Raw genomic sequence first — 16,116 nt, 5'->3', positions numbered from 1 at the left:
TTTTGGCTCTAAACGCAAAGTCAAGCGTGACAATTTACCCGCGCCACAAGACCAAAATGGTGAGAGCGATCGCCCCAGACGTTCTGCTTCGGGCAGCGATCGCCCTAAACGATCCCCAGGTAATAGCGATCGCCCCAGACGTTCATCGGATAGCGATTATCCCAGGCGGGCAGGATCTGACAACGATCGCCCCAGACGTTCATCGGATAGCGATCGATCCAGACGAGCCGCTTCGGATAGCGATCGTCCCAAGCGCTCTTTTTCAGATGGCGATCGCCCCAAGCGCTCTTTTTCAGATAACGATCGGTCAAACCGTTCCTTTTCAGACGGCGATCGCCCTAAGCGTTCCTTTGCAGATAGCGATCGGTCAAACCGTTCCTTTTCGGATAGCGATCGTCCCAAGCGGTCTTTTTCAGATAGCGATCGACCAAAACGGTCAGCCGATAGCGATCGACCCAGACGATCCCCATCTGCTAAATACGATTCAGCCTCGCCTCGGGTTAGGGGATCAGATCCAAACTCACCGGATAAATTTAAGAAACGGGTTGTCGTTGCGAGTGGGCACACCATCCCTCACCGCATTAAAAATCGCCTGAGTCTGCCAGCCGTTTCCAGATCGTCAATGCCAGAGCCAGAAACGATCCCACCAACGGAATCAGATATTGACAGTGATTTAATTTATGGTCGGCATCCGGTTTTAGCCGCCTTAGAAAGTGAGCGATCGCTGCATCGCATTTGGATTTTGCCCAAGCTTCATTACGATCCCCGCTTTCGCGGATTGTTGTTAAAAGCAAAAGCCAATGGTGCCATTGTCGATGAAGTTGATTCTCGCCGTCTAAGCCAAATGGTTCAGGGTGGCAACCACCAGGGGATCGCCGCACAGATTGCACCCTACGGTTATCTGGATCTGGGCGAGTTGATTGATCAGGCAAAAGCAAAAACCGAACATCCCGTGATTGTGGCGGTGGATGGCATCACCGATCCCCATAATTTAGGAGCCATCATCCGCACGGCTGAAGCACTAGGGGCACAAGGTCTGGTGATCCCGCAGCGACGCTCTGTTGGGATCACGTCTACGGTAGTCAAAGTCGCTGCCGGAGCTTTAGAAAGTTTTCCAGTTGCCAGGGTTGTCAATCTGGCGAGAGCATTGGAAGAATTAAAGAGCGCGGGATTTTGGATTTATGGCACTGCCGTAGATGGCAGTCAGCCCGTGCACACCGTTGAGTTTTCCAAATCTGCCGTCTTGGTGATGGGTTCTGAAGGAGATGGTTTAGGTTTGTTGATTCAACGTCAATGCGATGTTTTAGTCTCAATTCCGCTACAAGGAAAGACCCCCAGCCTTAATGCTTCAGTAGCTGCTGGTATGGCACTTTACGAAATTTATCGGCAACGTTGGTCTAACATTCTATCGATGGACTCTTTGCAAAGGAAATCCGACAGAGTATAACAAAATATGTGGGTTATTAAAGATCTGTTAATATCCTGCTTGCATCTACACCACACTCAAACAAATTTTTGAGGACTATGAAGGAAATCTGGACTAATATTCTTAAATCTTTGGGTCAGGCATGGTGGGTTGAAATCATCACTGAAGCACCCCACTGTACCTACTACTTCGGTCCTTTTCTATCTGAGGCTGAAGCAGCCATGCATCAGCCTGGATACATTGAGGATTTAGAGCAAGAGGGTGCACAAAACATAAGAGTACAAATTAAACGCTGTAAGCCTGATAAATTGACGATTTACGATGAATTTTCGGATGTCGCCATGCCCCAAAATACCTCACCCGCTTACAGCGGCTAGTGGTTGCTTTAGCGGCTAATTATTTCGCTGATGTAACGCATTAGCAGGGATCCATGCAGGGTTCTAGCCCTTAGCCATAGCACTCTGGATGTCTATCCAACCAATCGTTAATATCTTGCAGCACCCGATGGGGAATTTCCCAGGGAAACAGGTGGGCAACGTTTTCATAACAGTTCCACTCTGATTTCTGTAGATGTTGAGCGGTTTCCAGGCTAGACGCAGCTGTAATGTGGCGATCGCATGATCCAGCTAGTACCAGGCTTGGACATTGAATCTGCTCGATTGCTTCGAGCCTGTCGTACCTTTTTTGTAAAGCTGCATTCAGAGCTTGATGGGCAACATTAGAGGTTTGCAAGTAAGCAGGCAACGCTGCCTCTGCCAGATAGTGATAGGCAAGCGGCGTATGCTGTTGAATTAAGTAGCGATAGAGCGATCGCTTACCCAACCAGTCGATAGTCCATTGTGCGCCCGGTTGTAACTTATTAAAAATTGAAGCTAACCCCGTATAAGCATTGTCTTGCCAGGTGATTGGCGGGTGATTGCCTCTCGGTCGGGCAGCAGTGGCGACCAGGATCATACCCCGCACTCGATGGAGCTGACGCAAGGCTAATTCCATTGCCAGAATTCCACCCAAAGACCATCCCAAAACCAGGCATTGGGGAATTTGATAGTGATCCAAAATCGCTTCCAGATCGGGCAAATGATCCGACATCTGAAAGGCTGTCTTTGTCCGACTTTTGCCATAGCCTCGCAAATCGGGCGCGATCGTGCGAAACCGCTGGGATAAGAAGTCGGTAAAGATCGACATGCTCTCACCCGAACCCGGATGCCCATGTAAACACAGGATCGGGAAACCAGTCCCCTGCTGCCATACGGCTAGTTGCGTATGGGCTGAGGTTTCTATAAATTCGCAAGTTTTACGCGGCAAGCACTCACCCGGACAGTGATTTACAGTTCCTCAATTGGGAGCAATGATGGCAGTTTCGACGCAAGAAATAGCTTCGATGTCGTTGATCCCAGGTTCTAATCTGGCACAATTTTGACCAGGATGGCTCATCCCAAGTGTTGAGACAAGCTTAAAAGTTTCATCCCAAAAACAGTCTTACAGTAGCCGGAGGGCTAGTTAGCACAGGGGCGCGAGGGCTGCGTCCCCGGACAGGGGTTCTACCCCTACACCCTGTTCAAACCTACAGCGCTTCGCGCTTGAATATGTTTAGATTTTTTGTTGTGTGCCGCGCTCCGCGCGGCACACAACAAAAAATCTGTGGCTTAATCAATTGAAAATGGCTGTAAGTCCATAGCGCCGCAATAACGCTGAGATTCTACTCAACAGGAAATCCATAAGTCTAAGACTGTTGCTGGAGGATGAGTACAGACTTTACTGGACGTTGCACCGGATTGCCAGCGTCATCCAGCTTGCCATAGAAAGTTTCGCCATTGTAATACAGCGAGGAAGAGCTGCCCCCATCCAGGTTCAATGCCTGAGTTACACCCAGAGACGTCATGAAATCGGCGATCGCCTCTAACGATAAGCCCGAATTTTCCGGAGCCTCGGGCAACTGGGCTACCATCACCCAGACCATATCGCCATTCTCAGCAATTCCAATCGCGGTTCTGGCATTGGCTTGACTGCTGCCGATGGCATCTCGAATCACCGTACCATCAACCCTTTCAACAAACGCTTCCGCCTCCAAGGTGAGCTCGGGTAACAGGCGGGGCCCCGCCGCCAGAGAGTCGATTAACTGACAGTCTGACGCCACCGCGTCTGAGTGGGGAACGATGGCGTAGCGAATGGTCTGGTCACATTGATAGCGACGAAATTCACTGCGATTGAGGATTTGATCGAGATAAGGAGTCAGGCGTGGATTGTCCATCAATCTTGAATTTTGGCTGGGATCAGCAACGGTTTCGCCATTGATCAAGACGTATGAGGTTGTTTGCTGATTCACCGGATCGAAGAACCCACCATTGAGGACGGCGATCGCTCCCGTTGCTTGAGCGAAGTCTTCTACTGTGCGGGTCGTAGATGCGATCGCAGGTATGACCCTATAGGCGTCTGTTGGAATACGTAACGTGTGTACCAGACTTTGCTCAACTCTGTACGTTTGATAGTCCACAGGTCGGGGAGGTAAAGAGACAACGGCATAGGGTGCCATGGCTTTCGCCACTAACAGAGGCATCATTTTTGAGTACAGGATCACCCCCAACCACCCTGCCAAAATTGCCAGCAGTAATCCTGTTAGCCCGATTTTCCGCACACGCCCTATTCCACCTTCACTCAGTTCTCGTTGGGGACGGTGTCTATTGTAATCTCCCATACCGCTCTCGCTCAAAACCGGAAGAGTAATGTGATGAAAAGCGTCGCGACGCGACGCTTTTCATCACATCATCTGTCCTAACTCGCTGGTGTCAGCCTATTCTTTTTTTGTTCGGCAACTTCAGGCAAGATTTGTAATGATTAGCTTAGGAAATTGAAGAACACCCTCAACCCATGGCATACGAACAAGAAAGAGAGATTGCGATCGCTGCGGTGAAAGTGGCAGCTCATCTGTGTGAGCAAGTGCGCCAGAGCCGGAGCGAAAGCACCCTGCAAAAGCAAGACCGCAGCCCTGTGACAATCGCTGACTTCAGCGCCCAAGCCGTGATCTGTCGAGCATTGGCAAACGCTTTTCCACACGATCCAGTTGTGGGTGAAGAAAGTACAACCATGTTGCGTCAGCCAGAGATGGCAGAACGATTGCAACACATTACAACGTACGTCCAGACGATCGCACCCGACGCGACCAGCGATACGATCCTCCAATGGATTGATCAAGGCACTGGCAACGTGTGCGATCGCTATTGGACCCTAGATCCGATCGACGGCACCAAAGGATTTATCCGTGGCGATCAATATGCGATCGCGCTGGCACTGGTTGAAGCAGGAACCGTAACGGTAGGCGTCTTGGGTTGTCCGGCGCTAACTCTGACGATCAACGGGGTAGAGGAAACAGGGGTCTTATTTGTAGCGGCAAAAGGTCAGGGCACCACGTTGCTCAGCCTGAAGCACGACAATGCCTGTGTCATCCAAACCGCAAAACAGTTGCAGGGAGTGCAGCTCCGCCTTGCCGAAAGTGTTGAAAAAGAACATGGCGATCGCGCCTTGCAGCAACAGGTTGCTAAAACTATTGGGTTACACAACCCACCTCTGGAAGTAGATAGTCTTGCCAAGTATGGCTTAGTAGCCTGTGGGCAAGCCGCTTTGTATATTCGACTGCCCTGGGTTGGTGAACTCGACTACCGCGAAAACATCTGGGATCACGCCGCCGGAGTGATTGTATTGGAAGAAGCAGGGGGACGAGTGACCGATATGCATGGCAAGCCATTAGACTTCTCCGCTGGCTTTAAATTGATCAATAATCAGGGCATTGTGGCGGGGAATGCTGACCTACACGACCAAGCCCTCGACACCATTCGCCAACTGACCTCCGTCGAATCGCTCAACCTTTAGTTAATAAGAAGTCACCAACACCTCAGAGATTTTTCCTCGTCGTTGGGCATTGGAATTGATGGCTCTGGACGCATAAATAGTGTGGATGGTGAAGTCCTGATAGAGCTCGCGGATGAAAGGACAATCGGAATTAGAAAGCATCACCTTAACCCCCCGTCGCGCCAATTCTACAAACGTATCTCTGAGGCGAATTTGATCGGATTGATTGAATGAATAGCGGCAATAGGATGTAAAGCAACTCGTGGCGCTGATGGGATGATAAGGCGGATCAAAATACACAAAATCTTGACTCGTTCTCGCATCTTCTAACGTCATATCAAATGGATAGACGTTGATCGTTGCCCGCTTTAAAGCAGAGGATGCCGCATAGAGTAACGCTGGGTTGCAAATTTTTGGATCTTTATAGCGTCCCATCGGCACGTTAAATTTGCCCTGAGAATTTTCTCGATACAGTCCGTTAAAGCAGGTTTTATTGAGATAAATCAGTCGGGCGGCTCGTTCAATTTCACTGGAGCCAGGATGCGATCGCAGGTAGTAATAATATTCATTGGAATGATTGCGCTGATGCTCCCACAGCAAGCCAATGACCCCTTCAATTTGGTCACGAATACAGCGATAGACATTCACCAACTCTGGATTAATATCCATCAAGTGAGAACGTCGGGGCGACAGATAGAAAAAAACAGCCCCACCGCCTAAAAATGGCTCGTAATAGGTGTCAAAGGAACTGGGGAAATAAGAAATATATTGTTGCAGTAATCGACCTTTTCCACCTGCCCACTTGAGAAATGGGCGAGCCGAAACCGCCTGAACAGGAGAATAAACCATACATATTTCGGTATTAAATTGGGTGATACGTCCGGTGCGATTTGTAGATGGTTTGCGACCACTCAGCCCAGTTTCAGTACAAATCTCAATCCATGGCGCACGTTTAGACACTGGTGTTGTCAGCACTAAAGATTACAGATTCATCAACCTGTAACTCTTTTTGAGAAGCACGGCGACGCTGCGCTTGCCAAAATAAACGTCCGGGTTTTATTTCATGTGTCATCCTGCATTGATCGATGATTAAAGATGACGCTCTCAAAAAACTGTACTAGTCCATTGATACCTTATTAAACATTATCTATTCAATAAAAGATAAGTATTTTAGAAAATAAGAATCAGCCTAAAGATGCCAAATATTTCCCATGATCTTGCAGATAGTGTTAGCTGATCAAAAACCATAAAAGTCAGCACTATATCTAGTAAATTCACACGGCTAACTTTTTGATAAAAATTTCATACAATCCCAGATCTGGTTCGGACAGGGGTGCGGGGGCTGCGCCCCCGCACCCCCTGGTTGAACCCTATTTGTGAATAGCAGGACTAAGGATCGTGGATTAAATAAGATCGACTATTGATTTGTTGGAAGGGGCGAACGGCCGTTCGCCCCTTCCAACAAATCACCGACGTTATTTAATTCCCACTCCCAAGGATCGTGGATTTGATAAACCCGGACGTTTATGTTTGGAAGCGCGGCAGAGCCGCGCTTCCAAACATAAACGTCCGGGTTTTAATTAATTTGTGCTCCTAAGGACGGTGAATTGACTCAACCTCAATTCTTTTGGGGAGCGCAACAGCTGCGTCAGGGCGAGGTTGTCTCGTACAATGTTTCAACAGTAGTGATGCTCTAACGCAGTTATCCATCCCGTCAGTAGGCTAGATCCATGCAAGACTTTTTCACGAATGTTTCCCGATATCCTCGATATCTGATCTCTTTCTCTCTGGGTGTGTTGTACACGCTGCTCAGTCCATTCCTGTCTTTATTCAAACGACCTTCTACCGCGATCGCCACCAGCCTGCTATTACTGTCTGCCCTTTCCTTCATCTTCTTTACCTTGCGCGCTATGCTGGGGTTAAATGGTGTTTGAAGTAGGCTTTGAGACATGGGTTTGAAGAACTACTTTGCCGGATCGTTGCTGAAGGGGTGAAAAGTATGGCTACGGATCGGCGGGTTGCCCGCGTAGCTGAATTAATTAAGCGTGAAGTCAGCCAAATGCTGATCTCCGAAATTAAAGACGACCGGGTGCAGGTGGGCATGGTCAGCGTTACAGATGTAGAAGTGTCGGGCGATTTACAACACGCCAAAGTCTTTGTCAGTATTTACGGCACAGATGAAGCCAGATCTGAAACGATGCAAGGGTTGAAATCTGCAACAGGCTTTGTTCGCAGTGAGTTAGGTCAGCGAATTCGGTTACGCCGTACCCCAGAAGTTGTGTTTTTGGAAGATCGGTCGATTGAACGGGGAACACAGGTGTTGTCGTTACTCAATCGTTTGAGCCAAGAGCGTAAGCCAGAAGCCTTAGACGACTAATTTTCTCTTGTTTCCTTGCGTTATGCTTTTGCCCGATTGGGAAAATTTATCGCTTGCCCAACTTGTTGCGCAGATGGTCGTGGTGCGGGCATCGGGCTATTTGTTTGACCACCAAATTCAATATCCTGCCTGGGAACCCCCTGCAAAAACGTTGCAGCATTGGATAGAAACGTTGGGCGTTGGGGGCGTGATTGTGCTGGGCGGGAGCGCCGCTGAGCTGGGATTGCGATCGCAGCAATTACAAGCTTGGGCAACCATTCCTTTGCTCTTAGCCACAGATATTGAAGAAGGCGTGGGGCAAAGATTTACTGGAGCAACCTGGTTTCCACCCCCCATGGCATTAGGGGCGATCGCCCGTCAAGATTTGCCCACTGCCCTGCGACTTGCCGAACAGATGGGAGATGTGATTGCCAGAGAAGCATTGGCGATTGGGCTGAATTGGACTTTGGCTCCCGTCGTGGATGTGAATAATAATCCCCAAAATCCGGTGATTAACGTGCGGGCATTTGCAGAAACGCCTGAGATCGTCAGTCAATTAACCACTGCCTTTATTCGCGGAGCACAACAGCATCCTGTATTGACTGCTGCCAAGCACTTTCCAGGGCATGGAGACACCGCAACCGATTCTCATCTCAGCCTGCCTGTTTTGCCCCATTCTCTAGAGCGACTGGCAACCATTGAATGGCTGCCCTTTCAAACCGCGATCGCCGCCGGTGTTGATGCGGTCATGACCGCCCATCTGCAACTCCCCGCTATCGATACCACCTATCCGGCAACACTATCGCGCCCCATTCTTACCGATATCCTACGCCAGAGATTGGGATTTGACGGGCTGATTGTGACCGATGCCCTGATTATGGGAGCGATCGCTCAGCACTATGGCAGCAACGAAGCCCCCGTGCTGGCAGTCGAAGCCGGAGCCGATATTCTGCTGATGCCTGCCGACCCAGAAGCCGCGATCGCCGCCGTCTGCCATGCTGTAGAAACCGGACGAATTTCGCTAGACCAGATTCAGGCATCTGTTGAACGCATCTGGCGCGCCAAACAAAAAACCTGCGCTGCTTCATTAACAGGCGACACATCTCACCAATGGGAAACCATTGCTCCACCCCCAATTCAGCTGAATCAGATAGCTCAACCCGATGCGATCGCCACCGTTGACGCAATCCTACACCAATCCCTCCACTCCCATTTCCCATCTCCCCTATCCTCCCCATCTCCCCTATCCTCCCCACCTCCCACCTCCCCCCAATCTCCCCCGCTCAATCTCATCCTGCTCGATGACATCCTCCAGAGCCATTTTCTAGGGCGACAGGCTCCAGCGATCGCTTTACCCCAAACACGGGGCTATCAACTGCATCTGATTGATTGCCATACACCACCCCTGGCATTTGAATCTGCCTCTCAGCCGCAACAACCGACCTTATTACAAGTGTTTATCCGAGGCAATCCATTTCGGGGCAATGCCAAACTCACCCAAATGGCTCAAGATTGGTTGCACGCTTTGCAAAAAACTCGGCAATTACAAGCATTGGTGCTCTACGGCAGCCCTTACAGCCTGGAGCAGTTTTTGCCGCACCTGGCTCCCGACATTCCCTATGTCTTTACCTACGGACAGATGCCCAGCGCCCAGGCGATCGCTCTTAACAAGCTCTTTTCCCACGCGGATTTGGTATCTCAAACCCTTATATCAGGCGATCGCCAATTTACGACCTGACCGGAATGCAGGACTCGTGCAATCTGTAAAAGTGTCCAACAAAACGAGGCTCCGCCAGGAGTAGCACTTTATACTGAGTTAAAAACACGCCCATTCCCTGCTCAAGCGTCCCTACCGATTACCGTGTCAATTTTGCCAAACGCGTTGCTGGTTTGGCGATGAACTTGGCGATGAACTTGGCGATGAGACCTTTGCGTTGATCGCCAAATTCGTACCAGGGTTTAGCCATACCCGATTTTGCCAAAAGAGCTGTCCGGACTCTCGCTCGAACGGGTGGATCGATATTGTATGACTGTTTTCACATGAGATCAGGATGGATTTCGTCTCGAACCTAATCGAACGATAGACCCGAAACTTTACTTAGGATCGTGGATTGAATAAACCGAAGGTTTATGTTTGGAAGCGCGGCTCCGCCGCGCTTCCAAACATAAACGTCCGGGTTTTAATGAATTTGTGATCCTTAGCCTGACGGATTTCCTAACCTGTCAGGCTGGTTCAGAGAGCGACGGCTCTGCCGTCGCTCTCTGAACCAGAATTGATACCGATTTAAACGAATCTTTAGGCACGTAAAAGTTCAGAAGGGGCTTGGCACTGCCAAGCCCGTACAGAGATCTGTTGTGCTCTTAATTAAATTGGTATGAGTTTGGTTCAATCCCCGATCCGTGATGCTGGAACCCCCCAACGTATCTGTCAGTCACTTGCCCCCAGCTACTCAGTTCTACTCAACCAACGTCTTCGCTCAAATTCATGAAGCTGCGTCAGAAGGCTCTGCTTATTGTCGGTGCAATCTTAGTCGGTGCGAATCTAGGATTATATGCGATCGCCGCTATCATTCTGGGGGGTAGTTTTCAGCGTGTCGAAACCGAGAAGACGGCAGAACTGGTAGATAGTGCCGTCAATGCCCTGAATCAGTTTAGTAGCCAGTTTAGCGACCGTTTTTCGGGCGAGTCATCCTGGAGTGCAACCCGAGACTTTGCCCAGGGTCGTAACCCAGACTTTCCTGAAAATTATCTCAACCCCTCTGCTTTGCAAGTCTTGCAAGCCGATATGGTGGCTGTTTTAGATACCAGCGGGCAGCTTTTGTATGGCACGGTTTTAGATCCCGACACACAACAACCTCTGCCGTTGCCAGCGGCTATTCAGACTCGTTTGGTGCCCGGCGATCGCCTGTTGGATCATCCCGATCCAGACAGCACGATTACCGGAATTATGGTTTTGTCAGAAAAATTGATGCTGATTGCGTCCCTCCCGATTCTTAATGACGAAGGCGAAGGACCCGTGAGTGGAACGATGGTTTTTGGTCAATACATCGACCAGTCAGAAATGCAGCATCTGGCAGAAATTACTCGGTTGTCACTGGTTTTAAAATCGGCAACCGATACGACGCTACCGCCCGATCTAGACCATATCTCACGCCAACTCTCGACTGAGATACCCATTGTCATCAAGCCGCTCAGCAAGGACATCATTGCCGGATACACGCTGCTACCTGATATCTACGACCAACCCACGGTGTTAGTCCGGGTGGATAGCAAACGCACCATTTATCAGCAGAGCCAAGTCACCCTCCGCTATTTTGCCGCCGCGATTGTGCTGTTAGATCTAATCTTTGGACTGGCAGCTGTGCTGTTGTTAGAGAAACTTGTGTTGGCACGGTTAACCAATCTCAGCACCGAAGTAGGGGCGATCGATATTAAGACTGGGTTGTCGGGTCGGGTTTCCGTCCGAGGTGCAGATGAGCTGGCAGACCTGGCAACCGCGATTAACCAGATGTTGCAAGCATTAGAAAGCTATGAGGGCGATCGCCAAAAAGTTGCCCTTTCTTTGCAACAAGCCAAAGAAGCCGCCGAAGTTGCCAGCCGCACCAAAAGCCAGTTCCTCGCTAACATGAGTCACGAACTCCGCACCCCCCTAACCGCGATCATTGGCTATAGCGAAATGCTTCTGGAGGACTTTAAAGTCAGTCAAAATTCTCATTTTGTCGAAGATCTACAACGAATTCACAGTGCGGGTAGACATCTCCTGGGTTTAATCAAAGACATGCTAGATCTGACCAAAATTGAATCTGGGCGGATGAACTTGTCTCTGGAAACCTTTGAAGTGTCAGACCTGATCGAAGACATTGCAGCAACGCTGAAGCTCCTGGCAAATCAAAACTCTAATATCGTCACCGTCGATTACTCAGCAGATCTGGGAAAAATGTACGGCGACCCCGTTCGCATTCGCCAGTGCTTGCTCAATTTGATTAGCAATGCCTGCAAATTTACCCACAACGGCACAATTACGCTCATCGTCCAACCCGCAGAAACCGCAGAGCTACAACTCGATGGCACCATCGCAACCCTAACGGATGAAGCGATAAAACGAGACAGAGCGAAAGAGCAACAGGACGCAGCGATCGAAGCCATAGAAGGCAGATCGACGAAACACGACAACGTTCAAGAGTTGTCCCCCCCTTCACCCCTCCACCCCTCCACCCCTTCATCCCTCCACCCCTCCCTGATTCGTTTTCAAGTCATCGATACCGGCATTGGCATGACCCCCGATCAGGTTAAACGAGTCTTTCAACCCTTCACCCAAGCCGATGAATCTACAACCCGGCGATATGGGGGAACAGGGCTGGGGTTAGCCATTACCCACAAACTCTGCCAGCTCATGGGTGGAGCGATTACGGTGAGCAGTGAAAGCGGTCAGGGTTCCATATTCACAATCTATTTGCCGACCAAACTAGAGCCGCCGTCCTAACGCAATGACCCTGAACTATAGCAATCCCAAATGAGGTGTGAGAGGCGAACCCCTGCGGGGTTCGCCTCTCATAACCCGCTTATCTCACACCTCATTTAGACCTGCTATAGCAATCCTAAATCAGTTGTGAAAGCGCCCGCCCTCCGGGCGAGCGCTTTCACAACTGATCATTTTCACAAATCACATAGGATTGCTATATATCAGCGTCTTTAAGAACTACTGCACTGATTGACCACACATCCTTACAATTGGAAGGAAGATGTTTGAAACAGGTTGAAATCGTGGCATTTAAGGTCGGTTTACTCGGACTCGGAACGGTTGGTGCAGGAACAGCAGATATTTTGCTCAATCCTTCTTTTCGGCATCCTCTGCTGAAAGAAATTGAACTTTATAAAGTAGGCGTGCGATCGCTCGATAGACCTCGCTCTGTTGACTTACCCCAAGACATGTTGACGACCGACCTGGAATCCATCGTCACTGATCCAGCGGTTGATGTTGTCGTAGAAGTGATCGGTGGGCTGGAACCGGCGCGATCGCTGATGCTTCAGGCGATCGCCCATGGTAAACACATCGTTACGGCGAATAAAGCGGCGATCGCTCGGTTTGGCGAAGAGATTTTTGAAGCGGCTAACAAAGCAGGCGTCTATGTCTTGCTCGAAGCAGCTGTGGCAGGTGGTATTCCTGTTATTGAGCCGTTAAAACAATCCCTTTGCTCCAACCGAATTCACACGGTAATGGGCATTATTAACGGCACCACCAACTACATCCTCAGCCGGATGCAAACCGAAGGGGGAGATTTTGAAACAATTCTGGCGGATGCCCAGAGATTAGGATATGCCGAAGCCGACCCCACCGCCGATGTCGAAGGACTTGATGCTGCCGACAAAATTGCTATCCTGGCATCTTTAGCCTTTGGTGGACGGATTAAGTTACAAGAAGTCTACTGCGAAGGCATTCGCAAGGTCACGGCTGCCGACATCAGCTATGCCGACCGACTGGGGTTTGTGATCAAGCTATTAGCTACTGCCAAACGAGATATCTATCCACTCGACGACGAAGCCCTGGAGAAAAAAGATCAACTTCAGGTCAGAGTCCACCCCACCCTGGTCGCCAAGAGCCATCCCCTGGCAAGCGTCAGTGGTGTTTATAACGCCATCTTGATCGAAGGAGAACCTATCGGACAAGTCATGTTCTTCGGACCCGGTGCGGGGGCAGGTCCGACCGCCAGTGCTGTAGTATCCGATATTCTCAATATTGCTGCCATTCTCAAAGTCGGTCGAACCACCGCTACGCAAGCAGACGGCACCCCTCTGCTCGACCCACTGTTGGCGTGTTCACACCAGCACTATTGCACGATTACGCCCATGGAAGAACTGGAAACACGGTTTTATGTCCGGTTCTTAACCAAAGATAGTCCGGGTGTAATTGGCAAACTAGGAACCTGTTTTGGCAACCACAATGTCAGCTTAGAATCGGTTGTGCAGATTGGTATGCGCGACGGCAGAGCTGAAATTGTTGTCGTTACCCACTCTGTCCAAGAGGGCAACTTCCATCGGGCGCTCGAAGAAATTCGCAGCTTTGACGCTTTAGATAGCGTTGCGAGTTTGCTGCGAGTGCTTTAACCCCCTATGCAAAAGCACTGGGGAGCGTTGGGATTCCTGCCCTTTGGGCAGGAATCCCAACGCTCTGCATCAGCTCTGATTCAGGACTACCATTTATATAGCAATTGAATGGTCAATTAGAACGGGGTGCAGGGGTAGAACCCCTGTCCTATCTGCCCTAACCAGCCCTTCGGCTACTATAAGTAATAGCGAACGGTCGTAACAACGCGACTTCGTTTGGCTCTCAGTGAAGCTTTGAGGAAAAATGTAGTCTGGTTGTGCAAAATACTTTCCCACCAGTTGCGGGGCACCACTGCCGGAATGATGATGGTGGATAAGATACCCGGGTATCGAGCTTCAAACTGCTTGGCATAATCCAAAATTGGGCTGACCACCGAGCGATAGGGCGAATCTAAAATCACCAAAGGAATATCGGGCGCGACTTGCTGCCAGCGCCGTTGCATTTCCTCTCGATCGGTAGAACCAATATCGACGTGGACTGCAACGATTTCGTCCGCAATGCTACGGGCATAGTCGAGCGTTTCGATCGTACCGCGATTGAGTTGTCCAATCACCACCAGAGCCGGATGGGTCACAACCCATCCTTTGGGTCGTTCAATGTAGCTACGGGGAGGTAATTCTTTCAGGCTAATTCTGGCGGCAAAATCTTCATAGTGGCGATGCACGGCAACAAAAAAGCGGACTAATAAGGGAATTGCTAAAATGACCAGCCATGCACCCCGACTAAACTTTGTCCAAATCACCACGATCAAGACAAGAGCCGTGCAGAAGGTGCCAATGCCATTCATTAAGGCACTGGGTTGCCATCCGGACGATCGCTCTTTAAACCAATGCCGCACCATTCCGGCTTGCGATAGGGTAAATGAGGTAAACACCCCAACGGCATAGAGTGGGATTAATGCCGTCGTGCTGCCACCAAAAATAATTACCAAAATGGCAGCAAATACGCTGAGCATCAAGATGCCGTTGGAATACACCAGGCGATCGCCCAGGATCGATAACTGTCTGGGCAAAAATCCATCTCGCGCCAGGAAATAACACAACCGGGGGAAATCCGCAAAACTCGTATTGGCAGCTAATAACAAGACCAGAAGTGTAGAAATCTGGACAAAATAGTACATTCCTCTACCCAGCGGATCGGAGCCAAAAATTTGGTTCCCCAGTTGCGAGATCACCGTCTGCTTACCCGATAGATCCGGCACGATGTGGTAGAGATGGGCAACATAACTAATTCCCAAAAACATCACACTGAGCAAAACGCCCAGATAGATTAAAGTCTGACGAGCATGTTTCCATTCGGGCGGTTTAAACGCCAGAACTCCGTCAGAAATTGCTTCTACCCCAGTCAAAGCCGTACAGCCCGCAGAAAAAGCTCGAAGGATGAGAAATAAACTCAGGCTTTCGGTTGCCCCCGTTGCCACACTCACCGATGCCGCGTCCGTCACCACATCTCCGGTCGCCTGTCTAACCAATCCCAAAATAATCAGCATAAACATGCTGAACACAAAGGTATAAGTCGGCAGCATGAACAACTTGCCCGTTTCCCGTACCCCTCGTAAGTTGACGAGTGTCAACAACACAATAAAGGTGAGACACAAATCAACGGAAAACCCATGCAACGCAGGTAAGGCAGCAACTAAGTTTTCTACCCCGGCAGTCACACTGACCGTCACGGTTAAGACATAGTCGATCATCAACGACCCCCCAGCAATCAAGCCGGGGTAAAGCCCCAAATTTTCGCGAGCAACAATATACGATCCACCCCCCTTGGGGTAAGCACGAATGGTCTGCCGATAAGACACGACTACAATACCCAACAGCAACACAATAGAAAATGAGATAGGGATCGATAATCCCAACACATTAGAACTTGTTCCTGCTGCCACTAAAACCAGGAGTGCTTCCTGTGTCGCATAGGCGACCGAAGACAATGCATCCGACGAGAGAACTGCAAGAGCTTCAGCTTTGCTGAGCCTTTCTTCGGTGTGAGCACTGGTTGGGAGTGTCTTACCAATAAAAAACCGTTTGAGCGAAGACAGAACAGCCATAGACAACTATTGAAGCGATTAAGGTAATAAATCAGTTTTACGAACGGGGCATGACGGAGAAAACTGATGTTGGGTAGAACAATTTGGGGATACATATTTCTATGCAGAACACCGATCTCTGCCATCCGCAGCGCCAAAAGCAGAGATGAATTCCATGAATGATAGCAGTCTGAAAGGAGCTGTAAAATACGCGAGTTGTGAGAGACGAACCTCTTCGGGGTACGCCTCTGATAATCTATTGGCGATCGCGATCTAGCCCGACGTTATCGAGTTAAGACGAATATGGTTCTACGCAATCTAGTCAGGACATTGGGGGGTGGGGGCGGTGCCCCTAC

At 49.8% G+C, this 16,116-nt stretch carries 13 protein-coding genes; 8 read left to right on the top strand and 5 right to left on the bottom strand.

The window, feature by feature from the left end; all coding sequences use genetic code 11:
* Positions 1-156: 156 nt before the first annotated feature.
* A complete protein-coding gene (locus ACR6Z4_RS24410; protein ID WP_479719961.1) occupies positions 157-570 on the bottom strand; it encodes a hypothetical protein in 414 nt (137 codons plus the stop codon).
* Here ACR6Z4_RS24410 and rlmB point away from each other — a divergent pair.
* Together rlmB and ACR6Z4_RS24400 are read left to right on the top strand one after the other, a co-directional pair.
* Positions 569-1,447, top strand: coding sequence for a 23S rRNA (guanosine(2251)-2'-O)-methyltransferase RlmB (gene rlmB, locus ACR6Z4_RS24405; RefSeq protein ID WP_479719957.1), 879 nt, complete (start codon positions 569-571; stop codon positions 1,445-1,447). The two genes, ACR6Z4_RS24410 and rlmB, sit on opposite strands and share 2 nt — an antisense overlap.
* Before the next feature lie 77 nt (positions 1,448-1,524).
* Positions 1,525-1,803 carry a DUF1816 domain-containing protein gene (locus ACR6Z4_RS24400; RefSeq protein WP_479719938.1) on the top strand — a complete coding sequence of 93 codons (279 nt, stop codon included), beginning with the start codon at positions 1,525-1,527 and terminating at the stop codon, positions 1,801-1,803.
* A gap of 70 nt (positions 1,804-1,873) precedes the next feature.
* Here the strand turns inward: ACR6Z4_RS24400 and ACR6Z4_RS24395 are convergent, their stop codons facing one another.
* On the bottom strand, positions 1,874-2,707 hold the full coding sequence (locus ACR6Z4_RS24395) for an alpha/beta fold hydrolase (RefSeq protein ID WP_479719956.1): 834 nt from the start codon (positions 2,705-2,707) through the stop codon (positions 1,874-1,876).
* Between the two features lie 442 nt (positions 2,708-3,149).
* On the bottom strand, positions 3,150-4,121 hold the full coding sequence (locus ACR6Z4_RS24390) for a phosphodiester glycosidase family protein (protein WP_479719937.1): 972 nt from the start codon (positions 4,119-4,121) through the stop codon (positions 3,150-3,152).
* Between the two features lie 173 nt (positions 4,122-4,294).
* Here ACR6Z4_RS24390 and ACR6Z4_RS24385 point away from each other — a divergent pair, with 173 nt between their 5' ends.
* Positions 4,295-5,293 carry a 3'(2'),5'-bisphosphate nucleotidase gene (locus tag ACR6Z4_RS24385; protein WP_479719936.1) on the top strand — a complete coding sequence of 333 codons (999 nt, stop codon included), beginning with the start codon at positions 4,295-4,297 and terminating at the stop codon, positions 5,291-5,293.
* On the opposite strand, the gene ACR6Z4_RS24380 is transcribed toward ACR6Z4_RS24385, so the two are convergent.
* Positions 5,294-6,121 (bottom strand): DNA adenine methylase, encoded by an 828-nt coding sequence (locus ACR6Z4_RS24380; protein ID WP_479719955.1) that lies wholly within the window; start codon positions 6,119-6,121, stop codon positions 5,294-5,296.
* 881 nt (positions 6,122-7,002) lie between these two features.
* On the opposite strand from ACR6Z4_RS24380, the gene ACR6Z4_RS24375 reads away from it, so the two are divergent.
* The 5 genes from ACR6Z4_RS24375 to ACR6Z4_RS24355 all read left to right on the top strand — a co-directional run bounded on the left by ACR6Z4_RS24375 (position 7,003) and on the right by ACR6Z4_RS24355 (position 13,733).
* Positions 7,003-7,206, top strand: a complete 204-nt coding sequence (locus ACR6Z4_RS24375) for a DUF751 domain-containing protein (protein ID WP_479719935.1) — start codon at positions 7,003-7,005, stop codon at positions 7,204-7,206.
* A 65-nt stretch (positions 7,207-7,271) separates the two neighbouring features.
* The gene (rbfA, locus tag ACR6Z4_RS24370) at positions 7,272-7,649 is read left to right on the top strand and encodes a 30S ribosome-binding factor RbfA (RefSeq protein ID WP_479719934.1); all 378 of its coding nucleotides are present in this window, start codon (positions 7,272-7,274) and stop codon (positions 7,647-7,649) included.
* Between the two features lie 22 nt (positions 7,650-7,671).
* Entirely contained in the window at positions 7,672-9,366 is a 1,695-nt protein-coding gene (locus ACR6Z4_RS24365) for a glycoside hydrolase family 3 N-terminal domain-containing protein (RefSeq protein WP_479719933.1), read from the top strand.
* A 747-nt stretch (positions 9,367-10,113) separates the two neighbouring features.
* Complete coding sequence (locus ACR6Z4_RS24360) at positions 10,114-12,111, top strand: sensor histidine kinase (RefSeq protein WP_479719932.1); 1,998 nt, start codon at positions 10,114-10,116, stop codon at positions 12,109-12,111.
* Between the two features lie 281 nt (positions 12,112-12,392).
* Positions 12,393-13,733 carry a homoserine dehydrogenase gene (locus ACR6Z4_RS24355; RefSeq protein ID WP_479719954.1) on the top strand — a complete coding sequence of 447 codons (1,341 nt, stop codon included), beginning with the start codon at positions 12,393-12,395 and terminating at the stop codon, positions 13,731-13,733.
* A 176-nt stretch (positions 13,734-13,909) separates the two neighbouring features.
* On the opposite strand, the gene ACR6Z4_RS24350 is transcribed toward ACR6Z4_RS24355, so the two are convergent.
* Positions 13,910-15,781, bottom strand: coding sequence for an APC family permease (locus ACR6Z4_RS24350; RefSeq protein WP_479719931.1), 1,872 nt, complete (start codon positions 15,779-15,781; stop codon positions 13,910-13,912).
* Positions 15,782-16,116: the final 335 nt, after the last annotated feature.

This window comes from Calyptranema fuscum S582, assembly GCF_055793305.1.
This window is presented reverse-complemented; position numbering and strand designations above follow the sequence as displayed.